Below are 22,681 nucleotides of genomic sequence, written 5' to 3'. Positions count from 1 at the left end.
TTGTTCCATGGTCTTTCCCCTTCATCCTGCCTCGGCCAAGCGTGCGGCGGCAGGAATCATAATGGCGGCAGCAGCTGGCGTAGCACTCTCCGGCTGCATCACGGTGCCCACCGGCCCGGCACAGCCCACCGCCACACAGGGAGCCACCGCTCCGCTGAGCTATGTGGACCGGCTCAAGGCCACCAGTGTTGTGCAGCCAACCGAAGACGCCGGCGTCCAGGAACTGCCGCAGTTCGTCACCGATTCACGCAACATTGCCTGCGTTTTCACGTCCTCCCGGGCAGGGAACCTCAACCAGCCGTGGGAACCGAACAACTTTGCCGACGGTGCCAATGCCGCCGCGCCCAGCATCCCTGTGGTGAACTGCCAAATGGTGAGCTACCCGCAGCCGTTGGACGCAGATCAAGGCGATAACTGCTCCGGGACCAACGTGGGTTATTTGGGAGGGGTGGCCACGCTCTTCCCCGACAAGGCCTCGTATGGCGGATGCCGCGCTGGAGTCACTGCCGTAGAGGCGGCCTTTGGGACCGGCGGAAACGTCAACCAGGTGATGGCCAGTATTCCCGTCCTCGCTCCAGGGCAGGCCATGGAGGCTCACGGCTACCGCTGCGCACCAATGGACGACGGCGTTGCCTGCGCCAACCTGGCCAGCGGCACCGGCTTCTTCATCGCCGCAGAAACGTACAAAATTCTTGGCGCGGACAAGTCGGTCCAGCCTCAAAAGTAAGGCTGCGAACCTTACGAGGGCACTGCCGGCATTCCGGCGATCTCATCCCAGGCGGCTGCGAAGCAGAGAGGTGCCGTTGCCGACAAGCTGGTCCACGGCTGCTGCGCGTCCGCTCATCGCGCTCATCAAAGCACCAGCGGGCCCTTTGACACTCCTGCCGTGACCGAAGCCCCATTCTGCATCAGTGGCTTCCAAACGAAGTTCAGCAAGAAGTGCTGCGGATACGGCATGCCTACCTCCAGTGATGTCATCGAGTACCGGCCGTGCTGCCGCGGGGCTGATCGGAGTGTCGATGCCAAGCGGGCCGCGAATGTCCAGTGCATGGATGGTCAAGTGACTCAGCGGAGCGAGGGGGCCTGCGCCGGGAACATTGAATGCTTTAGCTTTCGTGGCAGCCAATACGTGCAGCAGTTCGTTCGGTGTCCGGCCATCGTTCACCGCCCACTGGAGCGCAAGCCGATCAAAATTGAATCGGGCGGCAACCATGCGGCCCAGCAACGCTGCGACCCCGAGTTCGAAAGGCATCAGCAGGTGGGCCACAACATCACGCACAGCCCACCCGGGGCGCAGGCTGGGCTGAGCCCACTGGAGTTCGCTCAGTTGGGACACGTCCTGCACGAAAATATCGCGTTCCTGTTCATAGAGAACAGCAAAGTCTTCAGTCATGACAGCTCCAGTATCCCTCGTTGGCTTCTGCCGGGCGGGTTGGCGCCACGTGGTCAATATTTTATCGACATCGGGCACTATGCGCACCCGCAGGCATTCGCCTGCCATCATGGCCCACGCCCCAGGTGGCCTCCCCGCGCAAGGAGGCTCCGCCGTCGTGCGCCCAAAGTGGGACATTCTGCGACGAATAACCCGAAAATACTGTGGTGCATTGGGCAAATATGTGCTTTAGCGCTGAGCAGGTAATGTGTTGAAGGGGTCAAGACCCCTTCACATCACTACTTCGACGTAGAAGGACACAAACCCGTGGACCTGTTTGAATACCAGGCGCGCGACATGTTTGAGGCTCACGGCGTTCCCGTGTTGGCTGGCATCGTGGCGCACACCCCTGAAGAAGCAAAGGCAGCAGCCGAGAAGATTGGCGGCGTAACCGTCGTCAAGGCACAGGTAAAGGTCGGTGGCCGCGGCAAGGCCGGCGGCGTAAAGGTGGCAAAAACCGCCGATGAAGCGTTTGAGCACGCTTCCGCCATTCTCGGCATGGACATCAAGGGCCACACCGTTAACACGGTTATGATCGCCCAGGGTGCAGACATTGCCGAGGAGTTCTACTTCTCCGTGCTGCTGGACCGCGCAAACCGCAACTACCTGGCCATGTGCTCGGTGGAAGGCGGCGTGGAGATCGAAGTCCTGGCCGTTGAACGCCCCGAGGCGCTGGCACGCGTTGCCGTTGATCCCGGCGTAGGCATCGATCAGGCCAAGGCTGATGAGATCGTCGCGGCAGCAGGCTTCAACGCCGAGCTGGCCCCGAAGGTGGCAGCTGCCATTCTCAAACTGTGGGACGTCTTCAAGAAGGAAGATGCCACCCTCGTTGAGGTGAACCCGCTGGTTCGCACCGGCGCCGGCGACATTGTTGCCCTGGACGGCAAGGTCTCCATTGATGAGAACGCCGAATTCCGGAACCCCCACCACGCCGAGCTCGAGGACGCAGCTTCAGCTGATCCGCTGGAGGCCAAGGCCAAGGCTGCAGACCTGAACTACGTCAAGCTCGACGGCGAAGTGGGAGTCATCGGCAACGGTGCAGGCCTTGTTATGTCAACACTGGACGTTGTTGCCTACGCCGGTGAAAAGCACGGCGGCGTCAAGCCCGCCAACTTCCTGGATATTGGTGGTGGAGCATCGGCAGAGGTCATGGCCGCAGGCCTTGACGTCATCCTCAACGACCCCCAGGTCAAGAGCGTATTCGTGAACGTCTTCGGCGGCATCACCGCCTGTGACGCCGTTGCCAAGGGCATTGTCGGCGCACTGGACGAGCTCGGCTCAGCTGCCAACAAGCCGCTGGTTGTGCGCCTGGACGGCAACAACGTTGAAGAAGGCCGTCGCATCCTCAACGCCGCCAACCACCCGTTGGTTACCCTGGCCGCCACGATGGACGAGGGCGCCGACAAGGCTGCCGAGCTCGCCCACGCTTCGAAGTAGAGGTTCAAAACTATGTCTATCTTCTTGAACAAAGATTCAAAGGTCATTGTCCAGGGCATCACCGGCGGCGAAGGCACCAAGCACACCGCCCTGATGCTCAAGGCCGGCACCCAGGTTGTTGGCGGCGTGAACGCACGCAAGGCCGGCACCAAGGTCACCCACGGTGACGTTGTCCTCCCCGTTTTCGGCACGGTCAAGGAAGCTGTTGCCGAGACCGGCGCAGACGTCTCCATCGTGTTCGTCCCCCCGGCATTCACCAAAGATGCCGTGGTTGAGGCCATTGAAGCTGGCGTTCCGCTGGTTGTTGTCATCACCGAAGGCGTGCCGGTTCAGGACTCCGCTGAGTTCTGGGCACTGGCACAGTCCAAGGTCGACGCCGACGGCAAGCAGGTCACCCGCATCATCGGGCCGAACTGCCCCGGCATCATCACCCCCGGCGAAGCACTGGTTGGCATCACGCCGAACAACATCACCCAGAAGGGTCCCATCGGCCTCGTCTCCAAGTCAGGCACCCTGACCTACCAGATGATGTACGAACTGCGCGACCTGGGCTTCTCCTCGGCAATCGGCATCGGTGGCGACCCCGTCATCGGCACCACGCACATCGACGCCCTGGCTGCGTTCGAAGCTGACCCGGAGACCAAGGCCATCGTCATGATCGGTGAAATTGGGGGCGACGCTGAAGAGCGCGCAGCCGAGTACATCAAGGCCCACGTCACGAAGCCCGTTGTTGGCTACGTTGCCGGCTTCACCGCTCCCGAGGGCAAGACCATGGGCCACGCAGGCGCCATCGTCTCAGGCTCCGCGGGCACGGCCCAGGCCAAGAAGGAAGCCCTCGAGGCTGCCGGTGTCAAGGTTGGCAAGACGCCTTCCGAGACCGCAACGCTGCTGCGCGAAGTTTACGCCGCACTGTAATTCTTCTGCACCGCAAAAGGCGCGGCTGCTCCCCTGAAAAGGTGGGGCGGCCGCGCTTTTTGCGTTTCATACGGCGTGCACGAGGCGGCGCGCGTCGGGTGGGCCGCTAGGCTGTGGGAGTGAACACACCGCTTGCACCCCACGCCCGGGACATCGAAATCGAGCACCTGCCACATTTTGATGCGCTGGTGGCCGGCGGCGCCACCTCCATGCATCACTGGCATTTCCAATCCGTGGACCTGCGCGGGCGGTCAGCCGAGTTGGTGCAGCTGCACGTCGCAGGTGCCATCTTCATGGGTTGCACCTTCGATCCGGGCGTTGAAGCTTTGCTGCGGGGCCGCGGCGCCCTCATCTTCCCGGCACTGCCGCACATCCCCTTCAACGCGTATCGGGGGGACCTCTATAGCGGAGCTGAGCTATTTGCCGGCATCGATGACAGCGAATACGAACACGTGCCGGATGCCTGCATCTACCAGTGGAGCATGCAGGCCGGGCACAATCCGGCACTCCACTCCACTTTGGCCATCGCCATGCACGACCACGCCATTTCCGACGCCCTCGATGACTTCCTCTCCCAGCTGTCCACACCGGTTGTCGGAGTCATGGGTGGCCACGCAGCACAGCGGGGGACTGCACAGTACACTCAGGCCGCCGAGTTGGGCCGTGCCCTGAGCCGTGCCGGATTCATGGTGGCGACCGGTGGCGGTCCGGGCGCCATGGAGGCTGCCAACCTCGGTGCCTACCTGTCCACGTACGACGCCGGAGCCCTGGAAAGTGCGTTGGGCACCTTGGCTGCCGTCCCCGGCTTCCGCCCCTCGGTCACCGAGTGGGCCAGGGCAGCCTTCACAGTGGCGCGAGCGTATCCCGATGGGGCAGACACCTTGGGCATTCCCACCTGGTTCTACGGGCATGAGCCGCCGAATATCTTTGCCACGAAAATTGCCAAGTTCTTTACCAACGCCTTGCGGGAGGCGATTCTGCTGGACCGCTCACGTGGCGGGACTGTTTTTCTAGCCGGGGCCGCAGGAACTGTGCAGGAGATCTTTCAGGACGCCTGCGAGAACTATTATGCAGCCGAGGGAGCTCTTGCTCCGATGGTGCTGGTGGGGCGCCATTACTGGGAAGTTGAAGTGCCAGTGCTGCCACTGCTGACAACACTGGCTCAGGGGCGACCCATGGCCGATTTTGTCCATGTAGTGGATTCGGTGGATGAGGCCTGCCAGATACTGGCCCGCGGCCACAGCTGAGCGCAGTTACCCAACCACGGTTATCCAACCATTTTTATCCGACGACGGTACCGAACAGCAGGCCAAGCAAGTACGTTGCAGCGGCCGCACCCATGCCGATGCCCAATTGCCGCACTCCTCGCCAGAACGGTGAGGCGCCGGAGAGCAGGCCCACCACGCCACCGGTGCCTAGCAGTGCCAACCCGACTAGGACACAGGCCAGGACCAGCGCACCTACACCCGTCATGCCGAAAAGGAACGGCAGGATCGGGATAATGGCGCCCGAGGAAAAGAAGCAAAAGCTGGACAATGCCGCGCCCCATGCGGTGCCCAGGGTTTCATGGTCGTCGACGGGCTGGGATTCTTCAGGGGGTACTGACAAGCTCGGGTCGCAGTCGCAGCTGAACTTGCCCAATCGCTCGGCAGCACGGTGCTCTGCCACTTCGCGGGTCATGCCGCGCGCCAAGTACACCAACACGAGCTCATTGTTTTCAAGGTCAAGCGAGGGAGCCGCGGACAACGTCACCTGGGTTGGCTGCGAGGCGTCAAGCAGTTCACGTTGCGAGCGGACGGAAACAAATTCTCCGGCCCCCATGGAGAGTGCGCCTGCGAGCAGTCCGGCAATGCCGGCAAAGAGCACCACGGTGCTCCCCACACCGGTGGCGGCCATGCCCATGACGAGCGAAAGGTTGCTGACAAGGCCATCATTGGCCCCAAATACCGCAGCACGGAAAGATCCGGAAAGCCTGTTGCGCCCTCTGGCGGAGAGGCCTCGAATGACTTCCTCGTGAATTGATTCATCGGCGGCCATGGCGAGAGTGGCATCAGCATCAGTTGCGTAGGGCGACCGGGACTCCGAGCGCTGGGCCAGGGCAAGTACAAATACGGAGCCAAAGCGGCGGGCCAGCAAACCCAAAACCTGGTTGCGCATGGAAGGGCGCACGGGGGGCGTGGCATGCGGCCCCAACAGCGCCAACCAGTGCTGTTCATGGCGTCCTTCGGCCGCGGCCAAAGCCATCAGGATGGCGTGTTCCTCACCGTCGCGGCGTTTCGCCAAATCGCGGTAGACAGAAGCCTCAGCGCGCTCATCGGCTAAATATTGGCGCCAGCGCTTGATCTGCCCGGGCGTGGGCGTGCTTTCAGTCATGACGACAAACTCCTCAAGTCAGCCATCACTGTAGCGCTTTCTGGCCGTGACTTTCGGCCGGGAAACCTTGTACGGAATTTTCGGGAAGCCGCAAACCCGGCCAAGGCCTTCTCAGCCAGGTTGTGTTGCAGCCCAGCGGTCGCTGCACGCTGCCACAATGGCAATGGCCTCTTCAACACCGCCCCACCCCAGGACTTTGGTTTGCGTATCGGTTTGGAAGTCCTTGTAGTGGTTGAAATGGTGCTCGATCTGCTGCCGCAACCGGTTGCCGACGTCCTCCAACGAGCTGATGTTGTTTCCTGTGTCGCGGTCGTCGGCCGGTACAGTGACGATTTTGTAGTCCATGTCCTCACCGTCGCGGAAGTTCAGTATTCCGAGGATGCGGGTGTGCACCACTAAACCCGTGGGCAGAGGCGCCCGGGTGATGCACAGGATGTCGAGTTCATCGCCGTCTTCATCCAGCGTCTGCGGGATGAAACCGTAGTTGACAGGCTTGGCGAAGATCCCTGGATCCACCCGGTCCAGATGGAACAGGCCGGTGGTGCGGTCCCATTCAATCTTGTGGCTGGAACCCTGGGGGATATCGATCACCCCGGTGACAAGCCCTTTGCGGAAATCGCCACAGGTTAGAAGTCTGTTGTATTCAGGCATGGAATGTCTCCGATCCGTGAATGGGCCCCTCTTCTGCAGCTAACCACAGGAGCCGCACCCTGACAAGGCTGTGGTTTACCGTCCAGTCTGGTCAGTGCGAAGCCAGCCGGAAACCGAGTCGGCGTCCGGACCGCTCGCCTGTTTGTGCCACGGTCACTACGAGCGTATTGATTTCGCGGATCCACTGGGCTGGGCGAACGGCCTGCGACAGCGCCGCTACCAGCTCGGCGGGCTCCCCGGACCAGGACTGCTGGTGCCCGAAAGGGCTTGCGAACGTGACCGTACCCAGGTTGACGTCCACAGCGGGCAGCACGGGGATGCCGGCTGGGCGTGGCCTGGTGGTGGGCCGGACGTGATGGGAAGGGCTAGCTGAAAGAAGTGCCATGACCATACCTTTGGGGAGTGCTCTTGCCCGCGCCGGTTGGCAGTGGGCCGCTTCGTCATCCGAGCCACCCTGTGAACATGGGGTTGGCGTGCGACCAGTCGGAGCTTGACATCGCATCTCTTGAAGCTGCCTCCAGACTACCGGGATGCGGTGCCGCTGGGGCGGGCTACGTCATAAATGACGGAGCCTGGATTCAAGGAGTTTTGTGTGGCGACGGAATGCGTCGGGATCTAGCGTGGCGACAGCTAAGCGGGGTAGCCTCAAAATTGCGTGGGTTGAAGACGTGGCGAAGAATTCTCTAGGTATTGTTCAGCGTCCAGGCCTTGTCCCTCGTAAAGGCCGGGGCCACCTCACATATGGCCCGGCAAAGAGCAGCACTGTGGAAAAGGAGCCCGTGATGGGTGAACTGCAGATCAGGGCCGTACGAGCCCTGCAAATTCTTGACTCAAGAGGATTTCCGACGTTGCAGGTGCAGCTTGAGGATGAGGCAGGCAGTGTTTTTGAAGCCTCAGCCCCGGCCGGGGCGTCCACAGGAGCTCACGAGGCTGTAGAACTGCGCGACGGCGGCGCAGCATGGTTCGGTCGCGGGGCTGGGCAGGCGATCTCGGCTGTGAAGGGGGAGATGTCAGCATTGCTGCTTTCGCGCCCTTGGGCGTCCTTGGCGGAGCTGGACGCGGCTCTGTGCGAGCTGGATGGAACGGAGAACAAATCCAGGTTGGGAGCGAACTCGATCGTTGCCGTATCAATGGCTGCGGCCCGGGCCTTTGCCGCCAGTTCCGGAAAGCCCTTGCACGCCTGGCTCGCCGATTTGGCCGGCACTGAGCAGAGGCTGCCCGTGCCGCACTTCAACGTGCTCAACGGTGGAGCGCACGCTGCCAACGAACTCGCCTTTCAGGAATTCATGATCGCCCCGATCGGAGCCGGATCCTATCCGGAGGCACTGGAATGGGGTGCAGATGTCTACCATGCATTGGCTGGCGTGTTGCGGGGCCGGGGGCTGGCCACCGGCCTTGGCGACGAAGGTGGGTATGCGCCGGAGATCTCCAGTCCGGAGGAAGCGCTGGACCTGATCCTTGCCGCCATCGATGCTTCCGGCCATGTACCAGGGGAAGCGGGCATCATGATCGCACTGGACCCGGCAGCCAACTCTTTCTTTGCTGACGGCGCCTACCGTTTCAACGAGCGTGTTCTGACGCCGGAACAAATGACCACCTACTACGGGACTCTCCTAGACGACTATCCGATCCGCAGTTTGGAGGATCCGTTGGCTGAAGACGATGCGCAGTCCTGGCCCGGACTTGTCAGCAGACTTGGCGGGCGGGCGCAGATTGTCGGTGACGACCTCTTCGTCACACAAGCTGCCCGCGTTCGCTCGGGCATTGCGGACGGGTCGGCGACTGCGGTGCTGATCAAGCCGAACCAGGTGGGCACGGTCACCGAAACCCTCGAGACGATGGCCGTTGCAGCAGCGGGCGGATTCACCGCCATGGTCTCGCACCGCTCAGGGGAAACCCTTGACAGTTTCGTTGCCGACCTGACGGTGGGCTCCGGATGCGGCCAACTCAAGGCCGGGGCTCCGGCCCGTGGCGAAAGGCTCGCCAAGTACAACAGATTGCTGGAAATTGCCGATGCAAACCCGTCATTGCCGTTTGGCCTCGCTACCGGGGCCGGGCACCGCTGACCGAAGAACCTGACAGTGGCCCACGCCGCTGTCAGGTTAGCGGGGTTCCGGCCGCCGCTCCCGCTGCAGGACGCAGCAGTCCGGAAGCGGCGATCGATGCGACCATCCACACTGCTGCATAGGTGAAGGCGACTACCGGGGAAAAGACGGCCCACAGGATGCCGGCCGTCAACGTGGCCCCGAGGTCACCGAAAGACTGCACCAATCCCAGCAAACCGTAACCGTTGCCACGCAACCTGTCCGGCAGGGCCAGTGCAACAGCCGTCGATTCAGCGGTTTCGGCGCACCCAATGCCAATCCCTGCCAGCAGAAACCCGAAAAGCACCAATCCCCATGAGGACGTGCCGAACCCGAACAGCAGGTAGGCGCCCACATATACAGCACCTCCAGCGGCAAACACGGGGCGTGCACCGGCCTTGTCCACCAGCTGGCCGGCCAGAAGCGATGTCAGCGAGGCTGCAGCGTTGTGGGCAGCGTAGAAGAAGATGGCCAGCGAGGCAGCCGCCGTCGCACTTCTGCCACCGCTGGCGAGCAGGTCGGTGGCCCGCAAAATCAGAAGTGTTGTGGCCAGGTTTCCGAGCTCAAAAAACGCAACTGGAGCCAAGGCCCGTGCAACACCGCTGCGGCGCAGCTCCCCGAGGTTGAAACTGAGGCGGCTTCTGTTGGCAGGAGCCGCCAGAACGGTTCGAGCTTGGCGAGCCGCTACGGTGATGGCCACGGCAGCAAGAGCTCCGGGGATGAAGGAGAGCATGATTGCCTGGCGGATGCCGAGCACACCAACCAACAATCCTGCCAGCAGCGGGCCGGCGATGGCCCCTGCATTGTCTCCGGCCCGTTCGATGCCGGCTGCTCTGCCATAGGCGGTGCGCGGGGCCAAAGAGACCAGCAGCGTGTCCCGGGCGGGGGAGCGAACTCCACGGGAAGCCCAGGCAAGTGCACGCAGCGCGGCAACCTGCCACACCATCGTGCAAAGACCAATTGCCGCGGTGGCCACGGCTGTCAGCAGGTACCCGGCCGAGGCCACCTTGGCCCGGCGCGAGGGCTCGTTGGACAAAGGCCCGCCGGCCAGCTTGCTCAAACCAAGCAGTGCGTCGGACACGCCTTCGATGGCGCCCAGGGCGGCCGGTCCGGCATGGAGCGTGGACGTCAGGAACGAAGGAAGCAGCGATGTTACAAGTTCGTGCCCGGAATCGCTGAGAAATGACGTACCGCCAATCGCAAGGATGCCTTTGTTGAGCCACTTCTGTGGGGCGGGCGGTGGCTCGGTCTGTTCCTCACCTTGGCCGGCTGCCCCGTGACCATGCCCACCGGGTGGGGTTTGCCCGCGCTGATCCTTATCCATTGTCGGTGTTCCTTCCCGGCTGCGCCGTGAATACTACTTGCCATGATCCGCGCCGGTGCCCCGGCAGACAAGACGCCGATCAAAGATTTTTTCGGCCCATGAGGTGGTTCCAGGGATATAATGAAGTATGTGGTGATGGACCCCGCCCGAACCGACAAACTGGTTCGAACTGCCAATTGGCTCATGGATCCTGTCTCGAGTTGCAGGACGGAGACACGGCCATGTTCACAGCGGCAGGAACCCCGCACACAGGAACTTCCACCCCGGGCCCAGAAATGGATAGCGAACGGGTGAGCCGCAAGTTTGCAAGCATCCTTTTCCCCGACGGCGTGCCAGCCGGGCTCATTGAAGGCCCCGGAACGGCGTTTCTCGTTGATCTGCAGATCAACCAGATCATTGCAGCCACCATTGCCGGCCGGGAACAATATCAGCTCAAGCCATACTTCTACTTGCCGCTTGGGGACCTCGCCGCGATCAACTACCGGCATGAAGTGTTCAACGACCTCGGTAACGCAGAGCTGCGGGCCGCAATCGAGGACTTCGCCCGGGAAATGATCGAAATGCGCCGCGATCTTGCCTTGGCCGCCGGATTTCGGAACGAGCGCCAACGCCAAGCCATGGTGGTTGAAGCCGCTGGCTTGTATTGTGCTGCCGTCGAGGGGCTGAATCGGGACTTGGCCGCAGCAGGCCCGGCCTCCCAGGGTATGCGAGAATTTCAGGATTATCTGGCCGGTTATGTAAAATCGTCCGGGTTTCTGGAAGTGGTCCGCGATGCTGACCAAGTGAAGGACTCCTTGGGACATGTGCGGTACTGCGTGCGTGTCAAGGGAAGCCGTGTCACCGTGACACGGGAGGAGGACAACTCCGACTACACCGCCGACGTGCGTGAGACGTTCGCCAGGTTCCGCCAAGGGGAGGTCAAGGACTACCGGACACAGGGCCGGACCGTGTTGGCCATGGACCACGTTGAGGAGTGGGTTTTGGACGGGGTCGTGCAACTTTTTCCAGCCGAATTCTCAGCCCTGCAGGCCTTCAATTCCCAGCATGCTGCATTTCAGAGTGATCTGATAGCGGCCTTTGACAAGGAAATCCAGTTTTATCTTGCCTACCTGGACGTAATAGCCGAGCAGGTGGAAGAAGGGCTGTCATTTTGCGTTCCCTTGGTAGGTCGGAGCAAGGAAGTGCATGTCACCGGAACGTTCGACCTGGCACTCGCAGTGCAAATCGGTGCCCGGGCGCGGTCAATGGTCACCAACGACATCGAACTGGGCGGGGCTGAACGCATTCTCGTTGTCTCCGGCCCAAATCAAGGCGGCAAGACAACGTTTGCAAGGACAGTTGGCCAGCTGCACTACCTGGCGGCTCTGGGACTTCCCGTGCCGGGGACAACTGCGAAGCTGAGCCTTCCCGATGCGATCTTCACCCACTTTGAATTGGGTGAAAATGCCCAGGACCTGCGTGGCAAACTGATGGACGACTTGGTCAGAATCCACGCCATCCTGGAACAGGCAACTCCACGCAGTCTTGTCATTCTCAACGAGATCTTTACGTCCACGAGCCTGCGCGATGCGATCGATCTTGGCAGCAGGGTGCTTGGGAAGATGCAGAAATTGGACCTTGTGTGTGTATGCGTCACCTTCGTCGACGAGCTGTCACGACTTGGCCCATCAGTCGTCAGCATGGTCAGCACGGTTGAGCCTGACAATCCTGCGCAGCGGACATTCAAGATCGTCCGTCAACCAGCCGACGGGTTGGCCTACGCCATGGTGCTGGCACGGAAATACAGGCTTGATTATGGCGAGCTGAAGGGACGGATCAACTCATGAAGACTTTTCTGTTGCACAAGGACAGGGATTTTCATCCGAATGTCCGTTGGAGTGACAACGATTCCGCGCTGCACAAGGACTTGGATCTTGCCCGGCTTATTGTCGCCATGTCCGCAGACGACGACTATGTTGCCGACGTCGCCCAATTGGTGCTGCGCGCGCCACTGACCACGGTCGAAGACATCGAATACCGCCAACACGTGCTGATGGACGTGTTGGAGAATCCGGAGGTGGTTCGGGGCCTCTATGCCCTGGCGACGGAAACCATCGAGGCGGAACGGAAAATTTACCGCAGCATCTTCAGCCACTCCACGTCGGCAATCCTCCGCCAGGCGATCCAGTCACTGGAGATGATGGCAACCGTGTTGGAGCAGCTAAGGACCGTGTGCCAAGACTCGAGGGCAGGTTTCCGCTCGCCCGGTTTTCTCCGGTTCTTCGACATGGTTCTGCAGGAACTCGATGAAAAGTACCTTGCGGAGATTAATGCCCATTTACGGCAGCTCAGGTTCAAGGACGGAATGTTGATAGCTGCTGGCTTGGGGCGTGCCAACAAGGGAACCGACTACACCCTCTCGAAGCAGAGCCCTGACCCCAGGAATTGGTTGCAGCGGATGGCCGGCAAGCGACAGGAAAGCTTCACTTTTCGCATCAACGACCGTGACGAGGCAGGGTTTCGGGCATTGGGCGAGTTGGAAGGCCATGGAATTGATCTGGCGGCCAATGTCTTGGCCCAATCGGATGACCACATCATGAATTTCATCAAAATGCTGCGGCAGGAATTGGCCTTCTTCGTGGGTTGCATCAACCTCGAAGCGGCCTTTCTGGATGCCGATGCCCCACTCTGCTTTCCCAAACCGGAGACGCCCCAGGCGATGGTGTGCTCTGCCCGTGATCTTCGGGATGTTTCCCTGACAGTGGCGCGGAAGGGTGTGGTGGTTGGCAACGACATCAACGCTGACAACAAGTCCCTGATCATGGTCACAGGAGCCAACGAGGGCGGCAAGTCCACCTTCCTGCGCAGCTTGGGAACGGCACAACTGATGATGCAGTGCGGCATCTTTGTCTGTGCTCAATACTTTAGCTCCAGCATCGTCTCGGGCATCTATTCACACTACAAGCGGGAAGAAGATGCCAGTCTCAAAAGTGGGAAGTTGGATGAGGAGTTGGAGCGCATGAGCGCCATTGCCGACACGGCGAAGGGTCATGCCATGGTGCTGTTCAATGAGTCGTTCTCCTCAACCAACGAACGAGAAGGAACAGTCATTGCGCGCGACATCGTCCGGGCCTTGGTCGACAGCGGGATGCGGGTGGTGTTTGTTACGCACTTCTACGAGCTTACCGAAGACGTCCATGCACTGCACACGTCGGGGGCCTTGCTGTTGAAAGCCGGGCGCACCCCATCGGGGGAGCGGACATTCACGGTTGAGGAGGGCGCCCCGGAGCGCACCAGCTATGGTCCGGATCTCTATGCCAGGGTATTTGCAGAGCCGGAGCTGGCGCCGTCCTTCTATGCGAAAACGGCACGTCGCGGCTGAGCCGAGCACGTCGGCTTTACTTTCGATGATTCGCTGCACATATCAAAGGTGGGAAGTCGTCATGACGATCAAACAGTCAGAACCCGCATCAGAATCCAGAACGGTCTATCTGGTTCGCCACGGACAAACGGGGCTGAACCGGACCGGATACATACGAGGACATGCCAACCCGCCTTTGGATACCCACGGCGAGGATCAGGCCCATGAAGTGGGCCGTGTGCTGGCGCGGGTGCGGCCGGTGAAGATTGCTTCCAGCCCGTTGGCGCGGGCTGTGCAGACAGCTGGCGCGGTCGCCGAGGCGGCGCACCTTGTCACGAGCGTTGATCAACGCCTGATCGACAGGGACTTTGGGCAGTGGACGGGATTTCTGGAGGCGAAAGTTGCCGCGTTGTGGGGTACGGCCGCTAGTGCCCCCGGTGTTGAAACGGATGATGCTATTGTGCAGCGGGCCATGCCGGCGTTGGAGGACGCCGCCGATGCCGCCGAAGCAGGACCCGTCGTCCTTGTCACGCACGACGCCGTCATCATGGCACTGCTTGTGTCGCTGAGCCCCGCCGCGGCCGGAATCGAGCTGCCCACCGGCTGTTTGAGCGTGCTGACCCGTTCAGGCGGGGAATGGACTGTGGTCTCGATCGGTCAGAGTGCCGCTGCGGCACTGGAAGACGAGGGGGCACTGGCGATGACCGTGGGCAATGAAACTCCCATCTCCGCGGTGGAGTCCATGAACCTCGGGCTGCCGTTCTGGCTGCCGCCGTTCGGCCGGGGCAACGGGCTGCAGGCGTTGTACTGGGCGTGCTTGGCCGACCTTCCTGAACGCTTGGTGACCCCGGCGCTTGCCGCACTTGGCGCCGAAGACATCGCAGGATGGGCCTCACCTGTCCATTCAGGGCCCATCCATTCAGTGCGGGTTCGCCGGGCCGCATCCCATCGCCACGGGCCAGCGCCCGGCGAAGCGCCCTTCCGTTTATGGGTGGCGACGCTGAGGTATGAAAAAGCTGAAGACATCATGCTGCGGGTTCTCAACGACGGCCGCTAGGCTGGGGACAATCAGTGCCCAGAAGGAAGCGGTGCATGCCATGACGGAGATTCTCTTTCCCCTGATGTCCGGGGACCCCGACGAGCCGGGTGTACTCCTGGAGTGGCGTGCCCCGCACGGCAGCCAAGTTGCCGCATATCAGGTCATTGCCGAGGTCACCGTGGACAAGTTCGACGCCGAGATCAACACCCCGGTGGCTGGTACCTTGAGCTGGGTGGTCGCCGCAGGGGACGAGGTTCGCCAAGGCGCAGTCATTGCCACTGTGGACTGAAAGCCCCGCCGCAACTTCCTGCCTTTTCCGGAGTTGGCTGCACCAATGGCCAATGGGGCCGGCGAGGTGACGGCGGACGTCCTTCCAGTTCCAGCGGTGCAGGTGCTTCCACCACCAGATCGATCTGTGCCATGCGACGTTCTCCAGTGAGCCCACTCTCGCACCTTTTGTTTCACCAATCGGATCGGCTGGTCGAAGATGAAGGCGTTGTTGTACCACTTGCCCGTGCCCTGCTTGCTGCGCCGCTGGATGTGAAGCCCCAGGAAGTCGAGCCCTTCGATCATGTTCACTTTCCGGGTCTTGGCCGGTGAGAGCCGTAACTCCAACGCCTTGCGGAGGAGGCGACGTGAGCGTGTCTTCGTACGCGGCTGTCATTGATCCGCCAGCTTCACCGGCATTGAGGACATCGGCGGGTTCGATGAGCAGCGCGTGGACTTCTCCCTCAGCGATCGGGCACTGCTCCACACCCTTGGGAGCGATAAAGAGCTGCCCTGGATTGAGGCTGACTTTCCCGTCGCGCAACTGGATCATCAACTCGCCGTTGTCCCGATGGGCGTGCCAGACGAACTCGCCTTCGATCTTGACGACCTCGATCTTGTAGTCGTTGAGCCTCTTCACCACATTGGGCGACCAATGCTCGGAAAACAAGGTCAGTCTCTCGGCCTTGTCAAACGCCTCGTTGTAGTGGTGGCACCTATGCGGTGGCACCTATGGGGAAGTTCGCAACTCGACCTCCCCATTCGGAACGACAAGTTGCACCTCTGGACAAATGGGCCCGGCGACCACAACTTTCCGACCCGAAATGAACTCGACGATGACGTCGCCAGCGCTGCTACACGCCGTTGAGGTTGCTGCCATGGTCAAAAAGAGTAGCCCACTTCGTAGGAACCAGTTCCAATATTTTGTTGTTCATTCTGTGGGGCCTCGAATCGTCAGAGGCACGATAGAAGCCGTGCCCTTAAGCGAAGGAAGACTGTTGAGCCTTCCCGTGCAAAGGTGTGAACCGGGAGTCGTTGCATACTCATTGGCCGCATATGACCAGCCGTGATCCTGAACTGCAGAGATGATGAGGCCAACTGTAGTTCTTGGGCAGTGGAATTGATGCAAAAAATCATATCAACGACTATGATCTGAATCTTCGTAGCACGGCATCGCCCGTGTCGATGGGGAGGCTCAACGTGTCGAAACAAATTGCGACGATCCATCGCCGGCTGATCTAAGGATGGCTCTGCAGCAGGCGAGGCTGGCGACAGGGATGTCCCAGAGGGAGCTGTCCGCTCGGACGGGCGTCACGCGGAGCGCTATCAGCAATCTGGAGTCCTAGACCTACACACTCTACGCGGCAAGACTTTTCAAGCTCTTGCGCGAACGCGGTGTGGCCATCACTGCTGAGTGGGACGACAACGATGATCCGGTTCGCAACGCTGAGAGCGGGGGACTGCAATGAGACTTCACGTTGAGTTGAGTGGGTAGTTCACTGGAGAGCTGAACGGTGACGAGCGTACATTCGGCCTAGTCGTTGACCATCCGGCCGATTACTGCGGGTGCGTGCTGGTCCCACGGGGTGCCGCCCGGCCAGAGCTCCTCCCGGTACTGGTTCATGAGAATGTAGTTGACATGGTCAGCCAGGGAGACCTCGGCTATGGCGGAACTTCCTCGATCGACCTGCGTGTCGTCTCATCCAGGTCCGCGAGGTTGACCGAGCCTGCGCGGTCATCCGGATTTCTCCAAAGCCTATAGGTGATGCTCGCCATCGTTTCGCTATACCCACCATCACCCCCGGTGCAGCCCAGACCGACGGCATCCAAATCCTCCAACGCTGGTTAGGGCATGAGCCCCATCACCGGAGTGGGCATGAGTTTCAGGCTTTCGACCAGTTCCATGGCGGAATCGGTGGCGTCTTCGGGAAGAATTCCACCTAGTTCCATACCTCGACTATGGTCCAAAAAGGGGATGCCTGTAAACGGGATTATATTGCAGACCCCAAATGTCCCACAGACCGTTCCCCGGCGGAGCGTCGTCTCGAGTTGCAGAACATCATGCTGGTGGTCGGCGCTACACTCTTGAAACACCCCGATGAGACCCGTTCTCCTCGGGACTTCTGCTTTTGCCCGGAAATCAGATCCGGTACAAACCTAGACGGGCACACCAGCAGAGCTTCATTTGCTCGGGCGGCCGGTCTTGGGCCGACGTAGGCCGAGCACCAAAAGGATGATGCCGACGCCCGCGACTATCAGTCCGATGGAGAGCCACATTCGGTTACCGGTCATGAAACTTCCCGGGATCAAGTTCACTCCCTGCCCGGCGAATATTCCACCGATGATTACAGCGATCAAACCGATGGTAATGAGGGCGATGCGCCCGACTCTGCTGTTCACGTTACCTAGTTTACCCTTGACCACTTCGCGCTCGTCGGAGAAAAATCAGGCCACTGAACATGGCTCCTGACATTTGTTGGCCAGAAAATGACGCCTCCGCCGGGGAGGGGTTAAATGACGACGGCGGGAGGCGGGCTTGGTTGCCCAAGCCCGCCTCCCGCCGTCGAACTTTCTACTTTTTCAGCTGAACAGGGACGTCGTCCGGGTTCGTATCGGTGGCTGCAGCGGCCAGCCGGTCCTCCCACGCCTTGCGAATGTGGACAGGGGTGGGCGGGGTGAGCAGTGAAACCACCACGTAGACCAGCAGGGAGCCCAGCAGGCCATAGTAGATGGGCTCGTTGGCGTAAATCCCGTCTGCGCTGGGCAGTGCTCCGGTGGCGTACAGGACCAGCATGAGTATTGTCAGTCCGCAGCCCACGGCGATGGACCAGGCAGCACCCAGGCCCGTGCCGCGCTTCCACACCAGGCCACCAATGATGGCTACCAGGAGCCCGCCGACGAGGATGTCGTAGGCGATGGTCAGGGCGAACACCACGTCACTGACAATGATGGAAATCACCACTACCAGGATGCCCAGGCCCACCACGTAGAGGCGGTTGGCGCGGACGTCGTGCTCAGGGTTGGAGGAGTCTGAGGAGTCGATATTCCTGCCGAACCAGCTGGCCACGAACGGGACAACGTCCTTGCGGGCCACCGTGGCGGCGGCGATCAGGGCGCCGGAGGCAGTGGACATCATGGCTGCCACGGCGGCTGCCAAGACGAAGCCACCAATGCCGATCGGCAGCAGGTATTGGGCAACCTCGGCGTAGACAATGTCCTTACCCAACTCGGCGACGTTGATGTCAGGAAGGGCCACCCGGGCGGCCAAACCAATCAAAGCGCCGGCGAACCCGTAGATGATGCAGTAGATGCCGGCCGTGGTGCCACCCCAGCGGGCCACCTGCGGGGTGCGCGCGGTGAACACACGCTGCCAGATGTCCTGACCGATCAGCAAACCCAGACCGTACACCACGAAGTACGTGATGATGGTTTGCACGCCGATGCCGTCCCACTGGAAGAAGCTTTCCTCGACTCGTCCCTGGATGGCTGACAAGCCGCCGGCCGCGTTCAGAGCGAAGGGGAGCATGAGCACAAAGACGCCGACGGTCTGGATCAGGAACTGCACCTGGTCGGCCAAGGTGATGGACCACATGCCGCCAATGGAGGAGTAGATCAGCACAATGACGCCGCCCACGGCGATGGAAACCCAACGGTCCCAGCCGAAGAGCACCACAAAGACGGTGGCGTAGGCGCTGGTGGAAGTTGCCGCAATCATGATGGTGTAAGCGAGCATCACAATGCCGGAGACCTTGGTGGTTTCCTGCCCATAGCGCAGGCTGAGCATCTGCGAGACGGTGTAGATTTTGAGTTTTTGCAGCGTCGGGGCAAACAGCAGGCTCAGCGCCAGCACGCCCACGCCGATGGCAACCACCAGCCACATCCCGGAGATGCCGAACTTATAGCCAAGCCCCACACCTCCCACGGTGGAGGCGCCGCCAAGCACCACGGCCGCCATGGTTCCGGTGTAGAGGAAGGGGCCCAGACGGCGTCCGGCGACGAGGAAGTCGCTGTTATTCTTGGTGCGGGATTTGCCCCACCAACCAAAGGCCAGCATGGCCAGCAAATATAAGCCAACTATGGCGATGTTCAAGTCCACGTGACACTCCAGTGTGCGAGGTAGTAAGTATTGGGTATTGACCGAAAAGTATTGCCTCTAAAGCAACATCTGTTGTCTATTAGGCTAAACTGTGATCATAGTTACAGTCAATGTTTCATCTTGAAACGCAGTGGCAGCAGTGTTGCGAGGAGCCTTCATGAAATCTTTGCCCTTGGAACCAAGCATCGATCCGGTGGCCATCGGATCGCGCATCCGTGCTGCCCGCCAAGACCAGCGCCTGACCATTGAGCAAGTGGCCGACGCCACGGGACTGACCAAAGGATTTCTCAGCAGGGTGGAGCGTGATCTGACGTCCCCCAGCGTGGCGTCACTGGTGACCCTGTGCCAAGTCCTGTCGATCTCCATCGGCGACCTGTTCGCGTCCCCTGACACGCATTTGACCCGAAAAGGCGAGGGTCCGCGGATCCACTTGGGCGGTGAAGGAATTGTGGAGCGCCTGCTGACCGCCCGCTCGGAACGGCGAGTGCAAGTCCTTGGAGCCACCATTGAACCCTATGGGCGGGGGGAGTCTGAACTGTATGCAGTCGACTGCGACGTGGACGTGCTGCACATCATCAGCGGCGACCTGACGCTGCGCATGACCCAGGACATCTACGAACTGACGACGGGCGACACTCTTTCATTCCCAGGGCGTGAGCCGCACAGCTGGGTGAACCACACGGCCCATCCGGTTGAGGCACTGTGGATACTTGTCCCGGCAGCTTCAGGCTCCGGCGGCTAAACCCTCCCCACCTACCGACCCTCCAGCACTTTCGGGCCGTCGGCCACCGACCCTCCTGCACTTTCTGGGGTGTTTTGCTTGACGCTTTTTGAATTGGAAGCACCCAACGCAGGCAACGAGCCATCGCAACCTTCCGGCCGTTTCCTGAACCTGCGGGAGGCACGCCCGATAGGGGCCGGAAGGTGCTGGAGCGTGGGGTGGGAGGGCACCCTCACGCTCCTGGGGTGCTTGATGCTGTGCTCAGACGGCGTAGCGCAGGATGCCCGCGGCCTGGACGTTCTCCGGCAGATCGGATTGCCGCACTGCCAGCACCCGTGCGCCGGCAGAGATCGCATGCCGCGCGATCTCCTCGATGGCATCATTGTCCGAGCCGGGATCCAAGGTGAGGTGTCCGTCGTCGTCCACGTTCCCCGGAACCAACGCATTCATGTCCACCGCGAGCGTCCCTATTGCCCCGAACGCCGCCGCACGCGCGAGGTCGCTGAGATCCGCCGAGGCGCGGCCGCTCTGCCTGCGATCGGCAAACGTGGCACGCAAATCTGCGAGTTCTGCTGCGTAGAGTCCGTCGAGAATCTCCCTAGCGCCATCGGCGAGCTGAGCCTCCGTCAAGTCGTCAGGGTTGCCACGAATGAGTTCGGATGCCACCTGCGCGTAGCCCGTTACATTGCGGTAGATGCTGGCCAGGGGTTCGGCCGCAGCCAGAATCAGCGGTTTGCCGTTGAGGATGGGGCGCAGCGCGTGATCGACTGCCCGCGAATACTGCATGAGGCGCACCTTGCGGTTTTCATCGCCCTTCAGCCGTTCGTGCGAGGACCGTGACCCAACGGTTCCAAGTCCGACGGCGCTCGCGGCATCGTGGGGTGCGTCAGGGAGCGGCACCTCCTTGGCAGGCATGTCAGCGGACACCTCCACGAGCCGCAGCCCGTTCTGCGAGATGGCGAGAACGAAGGCGGAATGCCGGAAGGTGGTGGCGCGAAGGATGGGGATGATGGCGAACCGGTCGCTCACGCCCACCTGCTCCTCCAGTTCGTTCGGGAGGCGGTACTCGACTATCTGCTCCGGGGTGACGAACACTGCGAGGCTGCGGCCCAGATCGAACCAAAAACTGGTGTCTTCAAGGAGACTGTTGAGTTGTTCTTCGACGGCGGCCGCAGTGTTCTCGTCAGCGCGCTCGCGGACGCGCCCCATGGCGGTTTTGAACAGTGTGCGTGCTCTGAGCTGATTCGATTCGGAATCAACTGGAACCGTACTGGTGGGAAGGTAAATGGAAACACAGAGTGACTCGCGGGCTGATGCGAGTCGTTCTATGTCACTGTGTGTTGGCATATCGATATGCATGGTCTCTCCTTCTGATCGTCCATGTAGAGGGCGGCGGGGGCAGACATCTGCATCGTATCAACGAAGTCAATGCCCCTCCAGCGGAGAAGGTCCTTAGCAGGAACGGCACCGGAACGGCACTGGCAAGGCCGCCGGTCAGCCCACATGCACCCAGGGTCGCTGGGTCAGGTCCGGCTCGGCTTCACGGAGCACTTCTCGGGTCACCGGGGCAATTTCACCCTCGCCAATGAGTAGGTACTTCAACAGATTCTTGATGGGATTCCCCTCCGTCCAACGGAAGTAGATGTGGGGGATCAGTCCTGTGGCATCGCGGACATGTAGGAGCACTGCGGCAATGGTGTTGGGCACATTGGAGGAATGCACCTGCAGGATTTTGAAACCGTGCCTGGTAATTCCGTGGACTTCAAGCGCTGTTTCAAAATCGGAAGAATCATCGACAATGACTTCCATGAAGAGCACATTGCGTGGATTTCCAATGTCATTGACCTGTGCTGCATGGCTGAGTTTGCGGCGGTAGGCGGACGCGCTGCGCGTCTTGGGATCATGGGAAATGATCCGGATGGTGTCTTCATCCACTGCCGCCACAAAGTTCATGGCGTCCTCATCCAGGCGAACATACGTTGCGCGCAGCTCAAAGGACCGGCGCAGCCGTGAAAGCAAGCTGACCAGGACAATTCCGAGAATGAAAAGTACGGCGATTTTGAGCCCGTCGGGTCGTTCGATCGAGTTGGCAACCGTCGTGTAGACGAACACCACCGAGACAACCCCGAAGCCGATGGTCTTGTAGCGTTCTCCCTTGCGTCTTGCCGACAACGTGACGGCTATGGCCGCGGACGTGATGAGTACCAGCACCCCTGTCGCGTAGGCACCTCCCTGGGCGTCGACGTCGGCCTTGAAAATGATGGTGATGAAAATGGCAACAACGGTGAACACCAGCACCAGGGGCCGCACGGCCGCCGCCCATTCCGGGGCCATGCCAAAGCGCGGCAGGTAGCGTGGAACCAGGTTGAGCAGACCGGCCATGGCGCTGGCGCCGGCAAACCACAGGATCGCGATGGTGCTGATGTCGTAGACGGTGCCGAAACCTTCACCGAGGAGGCTGTGCGCCAGGTATGCCAGTGCCCGGCCGTTGGCGGCGCCCCCGGGCTGGAATGCGGCCGCCGGGATCAAAATGGTGGTGGCCAGCGAGGACGTGATCAAGAACGTGCTCATGATGACGGCGGCCGTGGTCAGCAGGCGGTGGGCGCCCTTGATACGGCCTTCCGGGCTCGCCTCGGTGTCGGTGTTGCGGCCCTTGATCTGGGGCATGACGGCAACGCCTGTTTCAAAGCCGGACAGGCCCAGGGCCAGCCGCGGGAACACGAGCAGGGCGATGGCTACGATCCTGATCGGATTGCCGTGCGAGGTGGTGAGAGCGCCCCACCAGTCGGCCGTGAGAAGCGGGCTGCCGGCCACATTGACCAGTGCCACGGTGATGACCACAAGGTTCAGAGCGAGGAACAGGATGACAAGCACGACCACGATGCACCATAGTTCCTATTACTAAATGGCAAATAAATACCCCGGCAGCGCTGCAAACGCTCCGGGGTGTGGCATCCAGTGAATAGGACCGGACACATGAACAAGACTACAGGCCAGCTCAA

At 61.0% G+C, this 22,681-nt stretch carries 19 protein-coding genes, 1 pseudogene and 1 riboswitch; of the genes and pseudogenes, 11 read left to right on the top strand and 9 right to left on the bottom strand.

Annotation, left to right across the window (positions count from 1 at the left end; all coding sequences use genetic code 11):
- Window positions 1–7: 7 nt before the first annotated feature.
- Window positions 8–727, top strand: a complete 720-nt coding sequence (locus tag JMA46_RS12875; RefSeq protein WP_207345746.1) for a hypothetical protein — start codon at window positions 8–10, stop codon at window positions 725–727.
- A 42-nt stretch (window positions 728–769) separates the two neighbouring features.
- Here JMA46_RS12875 and JMA46_RS12870 read toward each other — a convergent pair whose 3' ends face one another.
- The gene (locus tag JMA46_RS12870) at window positions 770–1,393 is read right to left on the bottom strand and encodes a maleylpyruvate isomerase family mycothiol-dependent enzyme (protein ID WP_207345745.1); all 624 of its coding nucleotides are present in this window, start codon (window positions 1,391–1,393) and stop codon (window positions 770–772) included.
- Window positions 1,394–1,699: 306 nt separating this feature from the next.
- Between JMA46_RS12870 and sucC the strand changes: the two genes are divergently transcribed.
- From sucC to JMA46_RS12855, 3 genes are all read left to right on the top strand, one after another.
- Complete coding sequence (gene sucC, locus JMA46_RS12865) at window positions 1,700–2,869, top strand: ADP-forming succinate--CoA ligase subunit beta (RefSeq protein ID WP_207345744.1); 1,170 nt, start codon at window positions 1,700–1,702, stop codon at window positions 2,867–2,869.
- Window positions 2,870–2,881: 12 nt separating this feature from the next.
- Complete coding sequence (gene sucD / locus JMA46_RS12860; RefSeq protein WP_207345743.1) at window positions 2,882–3,784, top strand: succinate--CoA ligase subunit alpha; 903 nt, start codon at window positions 2,882–2,884, stop codon at window positions 3,782–3,784.
- A 119-nt stretch (window positions 3,785–3,903) separates the two neighbouring features.
- Window positions 3,904–5,031, top strand: a complete 1,128-nt coding sequence (locus tag JMA46_RS12855) for a Rossmann fold nucleotide-binding protein (RefSeq protein WP_348770162.1) — start codon at window positions 3,904–3,906, stop codon at window positions 5,029–5,031.
- A gap of 34 nt (window positions 5,032–5,065) precedes the next feature.
- Here JMA46_RS12855 and JMA46_RS12850 read toward each other — a convergent pair whose 3' ends face one another.
- The 3 genes from JMA46_RS12850 to JMA46_RS12840 all read right to left on the bottom strand — a co-directional run bounded on the left by JMA46_RS12850 (window position 5,066) and on the right by JMA46_RS12840 (window position 7,193).
- A complete protein-coding gene (locus JMA46_RS12850) occupies window positions 5,066–6,157 on the bottom strand; it encodes a VIT1/CCC1 transporter family protein (protein WP_207345742.1) in 1,092 nt (363 codons plus the stop codon).
- 111 nt (window positions 6,158–6,268) lie between these two features.
- Window positions 6,269–6,808 (bottom strand): inorganic diphosphatase, encoded by a 540-nt coding sequence (locus JMA46_RS12845; RefSeq protein WP_207345741.1) that lies wholly within the window; start codon window positions 6,806–6,808, stop codon window positions 6,269–6,271.
- 91 nt (window positions 6,809–6,899) lie between these two features.
- Window positions 6,900–7,193 carry a hypothetical protein gene (locus JMA46_RS12840; protein WP_207345740.1) on the bottom strand — a complete coding sequence of 98 codons (294 nt, stop codon included), beginning with the start codon at window positions 7,191–7,193 and terminating at the stop codon, window positions 6,900–6,902.
- 14 nt (window positions 7,194–7,207) lie between these two features.
- Window positions 7,208–7,319: riboswitch (SAM riboswitch) on the bottom strand.
- Window positions 7,320–7,590: 271 nt separating this feature from the next.
- On the opposite strand from JMA46_RS12840, the gene eno reads away from it, so the two are divergent.
- Window positions 7,591–8,874 carry a phosphopyruvate hydratase gene (gene eno, locus JMA46_RS12835; RefSeq protein WP_207345739.1) on the top strand — a complete coding sequence of 428 codons (1,284 nt, stop codon included), beginning with the start codon at window positions 7,591–7,593 and terminating at the stop codon, window positions 8,872–8,874.
- Between the two features lie 31 nt (window positions 8,875–8,905).
- Here the strand turns inward: eno and JMA46_RS12830 are convergent, their stop codons facing one another.
- Window positions 8,906–10,216 carry an MFS transporter gene (locus JMA46_RS12830; RefSeq protein ID WP_207345738.1) on the bottom strand — a complete coding sequence of 437 codons (1,311 nt, stop codon included), beginning with the start codon at window positions 10,214–10,216 and terminating at the stop codon, window positions 8,906–8,908.
- Between the two features lie 290 nt (window positions 10,217–10,506).
- Here JMA46_RS12830 and JMA46_RS17650 point away from each other — a divergent pair, with 290 nt between their 5' ends.
- From JMA46_RS17650 to JMA46_RS12805, 5 genes are all read left to right on the top strand, one after another.
- Entirely contained in the window at window positions 10,507–12,042 is a 1,536-nt protein-coding gene (locus JMA46_RS17650) for a hypothetical protein (RefSeq protein ID WP_207345737.1), read from the top strand.
- A complete protein-coding gene (locus tag JMA46_RS12820) occupies window positions 12,039–13,577 on the top strand; it encodes a hypothetical protein (protein ID WP_207345736.1) in 1,539 nt (512 codons plus the stop codon). The genes JMA46_RS17650 and JMA46_RS12820 overlap by 4 nt, the downstream gene beginning before the upstream one ends.
- Before the next feature lie 61 nt (window positions 13,578–13,638).
- Window positions 13,639–14,613: a histidine phosphatase family protein gene (locus JMA46_RS12815; protein ID WP_207345735.1), complete on the top strand. Its 975-nt coding sequence runs from the start codon at window positions 13,639–13,641 to the stop codon at window positions 14,611–14,613.
- A gap of 40 nt (window positions 14,614–14,653) precedes the next feature.
- Window positions 14,654–14,884, top strand: coding sequence for a lipoyl domain-containing protein (locus JMA46_RS12810; RefSeq protein WP_207345734.1), 231 nt, complete (start codon window positions 14,654–14,656; stop codon window positions 14,882–14,884).
- A gap of 429 nt (window positions 14,885–15,313) precedes the next feature.
- On the top strand, window positions 15,314–15,730 hold the full coding sequence (locus JMA46_RS12805) for a hypothetical protein (RefSeq protein WP_207345733.1): 417 nt from the start codon (window positions 15,314–15,316) through the stop codon (window positions 15,728–15,730).
- Between the two features lie 1,313 nt (window positions 15,731–17,043).
- Here the strand turns inward: JMA46_RS12805 and JMA46_RS12795 are convergent.
- A complete protein-coding gene (locus JMA46_RS12795; RefSeq protein ID WP_207345731.1) occupies window positions 17,044–17,262 on the bottom strand; it encodes a hypothetical protein in 219 nt (72 codons plus the stop codon).
- Window positions 17,263–17,434: 172 nt separating this feature from the next.
- The gene (locus JMA46_RS12790) at window positions 17,435–18,916 is read right to left on the bottom strand and encodes a sodium:solute symporter (RefSeq protein ID WP_207345764.1); all 1,482 of its coding nucleotides are present in this window, start codon (window positions 18,914–18,916) and stop codon (window positions 17,435–17,437) included.
- 199 nt (window positions 18,917–19,115) lie between these two features.
- Here JMA46_RS12790 and JMA46_RS12785 point away from each other — a divergent pair, with 199 nt between their 5' ends.
- Window positions 19,116–19,700, top strand: coding sequence for a helix-turn-helix domain-containing protein (locus tag JMA46_RS12785; protein ID WP_207345730.1), 585 nt, complete (start codon window positions 19,116–19,118; stop codon window positions 19,698–19,700).
- 240 nt (window positions 19,701–19,940) lie between these two features.
- Here the strand turns inward: JMA46_RS12785 and JMA46_RS12780 are convergent, their stop codons facing one another.
- Both JMA46_RS12780 and JMA46_RS12775 read right to left on the bottom strand, forming a co-directional pair.
- A complete protein-coding gene (locus JMA46_RS12780; RefSeq protein ID WP_207345729.1) occupies window positions 19,941–21,038 on the bottom strand; it encodes a hypothetical protein in 1,098 nt (365 codons plus the stop codon).
- Window positions 21,039–21,173: 135 nt separating this feature from the next.
- Window positions 21,174–22,562 (bottom strand): annotated as a pseudogene (locus JMA46_RS12775) (amino acid transporter); the annotation flags it as partial.
- Window positions 22,563–22,681: the final 119 nt, after the last annotated feature.

Origin of the sequence: Arthrobacter sp. E3 (assembly GCF_017353415.1) — a bacterium.
Lineage (GTDB): Bacteria > Actinomycetota > Actinomycetes > Actinomycetales > Micrococcaceae > Specibacter.
This window is presented reverse-complemented; position numbering and strand designations above follow the sequence as displayed.

Excerpts from the sequence above, each read along its gene's own strand:
- JMA46_RS12875 (WP_207345746.1), top strand. The coding sequence starts at position 8 with ATGGTCTTTCCCCTTCATCCTGCCTCGGCCAAGCGTGCGGCGGCAGGA.
- JMA46_RS12870 (WP_207345745.1), bottom strand. The coding sequence starts at position 1,393 with ATGACTGAAGACTTTGCTGTTCTCTATGAACAGGAACGCGATATTTTC.
- sucD (WP_207345743.1), top strand. The coding sequence starts at position 2,882 with ATGTCTATCTTCTTGAACAAAGATTCAAAGGTCATTGTCCAGGGCATC.
- JMA46_RS12850 (WP_207345742.1), bottom strand. The coding sequence starts at position 6,157 with ATGACTGAAAGCACGCCCACGCCCGGGCAGATCAAGCGCTGGCGCCAA.
- JMA46_RS12845 (WP_207345741.1), bottom strand. The coding sequence starts at position 6,808 with ATGCCTGAATACAACAGACTTCTAACCTGTGGCGATTTCCGCAAAGGG.
- JMA46_RS12840 (WP_207345740.1), bottom strand. The coding sequence starts at position 7,193 with ATGGCACTTCTTTCAGCTAGCCCTTCCCATCACGTCCGGCCCACCACC.
- eno (WP_207345739.1), top strand. The coding sequence starts at position 7,591 with ATGGGTGAACTGCAGATCAGGGCCGTACGAGCCCTGCAAATTCTTGAC.
- JMA46_RS12830 (WP_207345738.1), bottom strand. The coding sequence starts at position 10,216 with ATGGATAAGGATCAGCGCGGGCAAACCCCACCCGGTGGGCATGGTCAC.
- JMA46_RS12820 (WP_207345736.1), top strand. The coding sequence starts at position 12,039 with ATGAAGACTTTTCTGTTGCACAAGGACAGGGATTTTCATCCGAATGTC.
- JMA46_RS12815 (WP_207345735.1), top strand. The coding sequence starts at position 13,639 with ATGACGATCAAACAGTCAGAACCCGCATCAGAATCCAGAACGGTCTAT.
- JMA46_RS12810 (WP_207345734.1), top strand. The coding sequence starts at position 14,654 with ATGACGGAGATTCTCTTTCCCCTGATGTCCGGGGACCCCGACGAGCCG.
- JMA46_RS12790 (WP_207345764.1), bottom strand. The coding sequence starts at position 18,916 with ATGCTGGCCTTTGGTTGGTGGGGCAAATCCCGCACCAAGAATAACAGC.
- JMA46_RS12785 (WP_207345730.1), top strand. The coding sequence starts at position 19,116 with ATGAAATCTTTGCCCTTGGAACCAAGCATCGATCCGGTGGCCATCGGA.
- JMA46_RS12780 (WP_207345729.1), bottom strand. The coding sequence starts at position 21,038 with ATGCATATCGATATGCCAACACACAGTGACATAGAACGACTCGCATCA.